This is a genomic window from Klenkia sp. PcliD-1-E (assembly GCF_024124375.1).
Classification (GTDB): Bacteria; Actinomycetota; Actinomycetes; order Mycobacteriales; family Geodermatophilaceae; genus Klenkia.
In genome coordinates, this window is record NZ_JAMXRZ010000201.1 from 1 (window position 1) to 3,953 (window position 3,953).

Annotated in this window: 4 protein-coding genes; 3 read left to right on the plus strand and 1 reads right to left on the minus strand. The window is 75.7% G+C overall.

The genetic code is table 11. The features are described from left to right. On the minus strand, positions 1-1,001 hold a 1,001-nt coding region (locus NH342_RS22230; protein WP_253018432.1), incomplete at its 3' end, for a S8 family serine peptidase. Positions 1,002-1,135: 134 nt separating this feature from the next. Between NH342_RS22230 and NH342_RS22235 the strand changes: the two genes are divergently transcribed. From NH342_RS22235 to NH342_RS22245, 3 genes are all read left to right on the plus strand, one after another. Beyond that, positions 1,136-1,534: a YbaB/EbfC family nucleoid-associated protein gene (locus tag NH342_RS22235; RefSeq protein WP_253018434.1), complete on the plus strand. Its 399-nt coding sequence runs from the start codon at positions 1,136-1,138 to the stop codon at positions 1,532-1,534. 2 nt (positions 1,535-1,536) lie between these two features. Next, complete coding sequence (locus NH342_RS22240) at positions 1,537-1,911, plus strand: hypothetical protein (protein WP_253018438.1); 375 nt, start codon at positions 1,537-1,539, stop codon at positions 1,909-1,911. Between the two features lie 87 nt (positions 1,912-1,998). Beyond that, on the plus strand, positions 1,999-3,953 hold a 1,955-nt coding region (locus NH342_RS22245; protein WP_253018439.1), incomplete at its 3' end, for a hypothetical protein.

Sequence of the window (3,953 nt, forward strand, 5' to 3'; positions counted from 1 at the left end):
GGGGACAGCTCCCCGGCGCCGTACCCGAGCACCCCGGCGGCGGGGGTCGCCGTCCCGGCCAGCTGGGCGCCCACGGCCGCACTGCGGTCGGCGCCGGGCGGCAGGGCCACGTCGGGCGCGCTGAGCAGGACCGCGGCGGTCGCCGCGACGAACGCCGCGGCGAAGGCGGTGCCGCTGTAGACCGCCTGGGCCGTGGACCCCGCGGCCACCACGTCGCCGCCGGGTGCGACGAGGTCGACGTAGCCGCCGATCTGCGAGCCGCGGGTGCGCATGCCGTCGCGGTCGACCGCGCCCACGCCGACGACGCCGTCGTAGGCGGCGGGGTAGGGGGTCAGCGACGCCGGGTCGGGGACGTTCCCGGTCTCCTCGTCGTGGCCGTCGCCCACCGGGGCGACCACCACGGCACCGGCCGCCAGGGCGTTCGACACCGCGGCGGCCAGCGCGGGGGCGTCGCCGTAGACCACCGCGCCGACCAGCACGACCTGCGCCCCGGACGCGACGGCGGCGTCGATGCCCGCGGCGAGCCGCGCGGGGTCGACCGGGTCGGCGTCCGGGTCGGTCGCCGGCTGGTCGGTCACCTGGACGGGCAGGACCGTGCTGTCGGGGGCGAGCCCGCGCAGGCCGATGCCGCTCTGCTGACGCGCGGCCACCAGGCTGGCCAGGGCGGTGCCGTGGGTGGTGCAGTCGACGTCGGCCGGGCCCGACCGCACCAGGTCGGCGCCGGGCAGCACGGCGCCCGCGAGCTGGGGGTGGGCGGCCGAGACGCCGGTGTCCAGCACCGCGACGGTCACCCCGGCGCCGGTGCCGAACGGCCAGATCTGGGCCGGGGGGTCGTAGCGCACCTGCGGCCAGGGCACGTCCTGGATGACGGCCGACGCCGGGGGGGCGGAGTCGCACACCTGCGCCGCGGCGGCGGGGGAGGCGGTGGCGACCAGGGCCGGGGCTGCCGCGAGGGCCAGCACGGTGACGGCGGCCGGCCAGCGGGCAGGTCGTCGCCGCACGCGTGTCCCTCCCCGTGGTCGCGGCCGGTCCGCCGCGGGGTGCGGGAACCGGCGGGGCCAGTATCGTCGGAGCACGTCCCGTCCAGGTGCCGGGCCCGCCGGCCGCTGGTGCCCGCACCCGTCGAGGAGGTCCGGTGGAGCCCACGACGCCCGACACCACGGCTCTGCGCGCCTACGCCGAGCAGCTGCAGCGGCAGTTCGAGACGATGGTGACCGAGGCGCCGGCGGTGATGGCCCGGGCCAAGGCGGTGCAGGTGACGGAGAAGTCCCGCGACGGCCTGGTCACCGTGACGGTGGGGCCGCGGGGCGACCTCGTCCGGCTCGACCTGGACCCGCGCATCTACCGACGCCCCGACTCCCGGGAGCTGGCCGACACCATCACCGAGACGGTGCAGAAGGCGGTCGCCGCCGCGCGGGAGGCGGTGGTCGACACGTTCTCGGTCATCGTGCCGCCCGAGCAGATGCGGGCCACGCTCGACGGCGACCTGGACACGATCATCGGCGACATCGACCGACGGACCCGAGGAGCCTGACCATGGCCACGACGAACAGCGGCAACAGCGTCTCGATCGACCCCGCCCAGGCCGAGAAGGGCCTGTCGGCGTGGGACGCCGCCGAGAGCAGCCTGAGCCGCTCGGTCGCCGACCGGCTCGCCGCCATCCAGGGGTTGGAGGCCGGCAAGCCCTGGGGCAGCGACTCCGGGGGGCAGAACTTCGAGGGCCAGGGCAAGTACCCGGAGAGCTCCCGGGCGGTCGCGGACGCCATCCGGGAGGTCTCCGGCCGGATCGGCGAGCAGGGCCGCGGCGCCCGGACCGCGGTCGCCCGGTCGCTGGCCTCCGACGCCGAGCAGGCCGCCGAGGTCGCGCCGGTCGAGGGCCAGGTCTCGGGCGCGGGGACGCCGGGCAGCTGAGCGGACGCCGCGGGGACGCGGCGACGTGGGAGAGTGCCCGGGCGCCCCGGTGGCGCGGTGTCCAGCTGACCAGGTGCGGGGGGTGACGTGAGCTCCGGCGACGTCACCCCTGCCTGGGAGGTCGGGGACCAGCCCGACTGGTTCGTGGACCTGGTGTCGATGATCGTCTCGGGGCAGAGCTGGCCCGAGGGCAGCGAGAGCGCCGTGTGGGCGATCAGCGAGGAGTGGGGCGCGCTCGCCCAGGAACTGGCCGATGCCTCCAGCGGGCTGACCGACGCCACCGGGAACCTGATGGCGGGCTGGAGCGCACCGGCCGCCGACGTCTTCCAGGACCTGGCCACCCAGCTCGTCGCCTCGCCGCAGTCGGGGTTGCCGGCGCTCATCGAGAACGCCACCAGCATGCAGCGCCAGACCGACGGGTTCGCGCGCGAGACGCAGTACGGGAAGATCTCGATCAACGTCGCCTTCTGGGTGGCGGTGATCGCCGCGTTCATCGCCCTCATCGCGATGTTCTTCACCGGTGGGGCGACCGGGGGGCTGCTCGGGCCGATCGCGGCGACGGCCCGGACCGCGATCGGGCAGATCATCCAGAAGATCGCGGCGGCGGTGGCCCGCCAGTTCGCCACCAAGGCCGTCACCCGGGCGGTGGCCCGCGAGGTGACCACCGAGGTCGCCGAGACGGTCGCGAAGAACGCGCTGGGCCGGGTGCTGAGCAACCACGTGGTGCAGCACGTCGGCCGGGAGGTCGTCGAGGAGACCCTCGAGGAGGTGCTCATCGACACGGTCACCCAGGGCATCCAGATGGCCAACGGCGACCGCGACGGCTGGGACTGGAACAGCACGGCGACCGCGGCCGCCGGCGGTGCCTTCGGCGGGGCGCTCGGGGGCGGGGTGGTCGGCCCGCTGCTCGGCCGGGCCGGGCGGAACCTGCCGCTGAACCGGATGGGCCGCGACGCGGTGGGCGACCTGCCCGGGCTGGGCAACGCCGTCCGGCGGTGGCCGTCCAACGCCGCCAACGCCGCGGCCAACAACGTCATCACCTCGCCCGTCGCGAGCACCGTGACCAACGGCCTGGTCAACGGGCAGTGGTCCTGGCCGACGGCGGAGAGCGCGCTGGGTGCGGCGCTGGGCGGCGCCGGTCGGGCAGGCACCATCAGCCCGACCAGCGTCGAGGTCATCTCCGCGGTCACCCGGCCGACCACCACGCTCAGCAACGCGGTGGTCAACCAGGGCGCGGCCGCCGTCGCCCGCGCCGACCTCGCCCAGGGCCGGATGGACGCCGCGGCCGCCTCCTCCACCGCGTCGACCGCCGCGACCACCCCGGGGACCTCGAGTTCCCCCGGCAGCGCCGCACCGGGTGCGCAGGGCACGGCGGGCCAGCAGGGGACGCCGTCGCCGTCGTCGGGCAACCAGTCGGCGTCGACCACCCAGCAAGGGACAGCGTCTCAGCAGGGCACGCCGTCGCCGTCGTCGGGCAACCAGTCGGCGTCGACCACCCAGCAGGGCGCGACCACTCAGCAGGGTGCGAGCAGTCAGCAGGGCACGACCACCCAGCAGGGCACGGCGGGCCAGCAGGGGACGACGTCGCCGTCGTCGGGCAACCAGTCGGCGTCGACCACCCAGCAGGGCACGGCCACTCAGCAGGGTGCGAGCAGCCAGCAGGGCACGGCCACCCAGCAGGGCACGGCGACCCAGCAGGGGACGACGTCGCAGCAGGGGACGGCGTCTCAGCAGGGCACGACGTCGCAGTCGTCGGGCAATCAGTCGACGTCGACCACCCAGCAGGGCACGGCGACCCAGCAGGGCACGGCCACCCAGCAGGGCACGGCGACCCAGCAGGGGACGACGTCGCAGCAGGGCACGACGTCTCAGCAGGGCACGACGTCGCAGTCGTCGGGCAATCAGTCGACGTCGACCACCCAGCAGGGCACGGCGACCCAGCAGGGGACGACGTCGCAGCAGGGCACGACGTCTCAGCAGGGCACGACGTCGCAGTCGTCGGGCAATCAGTCGACGTCGACCACCCAGCAGGGCACGGCGAC

What these genes read in the sequence shown, in the direction of transcription:
- NH342_RS22240 (WP_253018438.1), top strand. Translation starts at nt 1,537, where the DNA reads ATGGCCACGACGAACAGCGGCAACAGCGTCTCGATCGACCCCGCCCAG.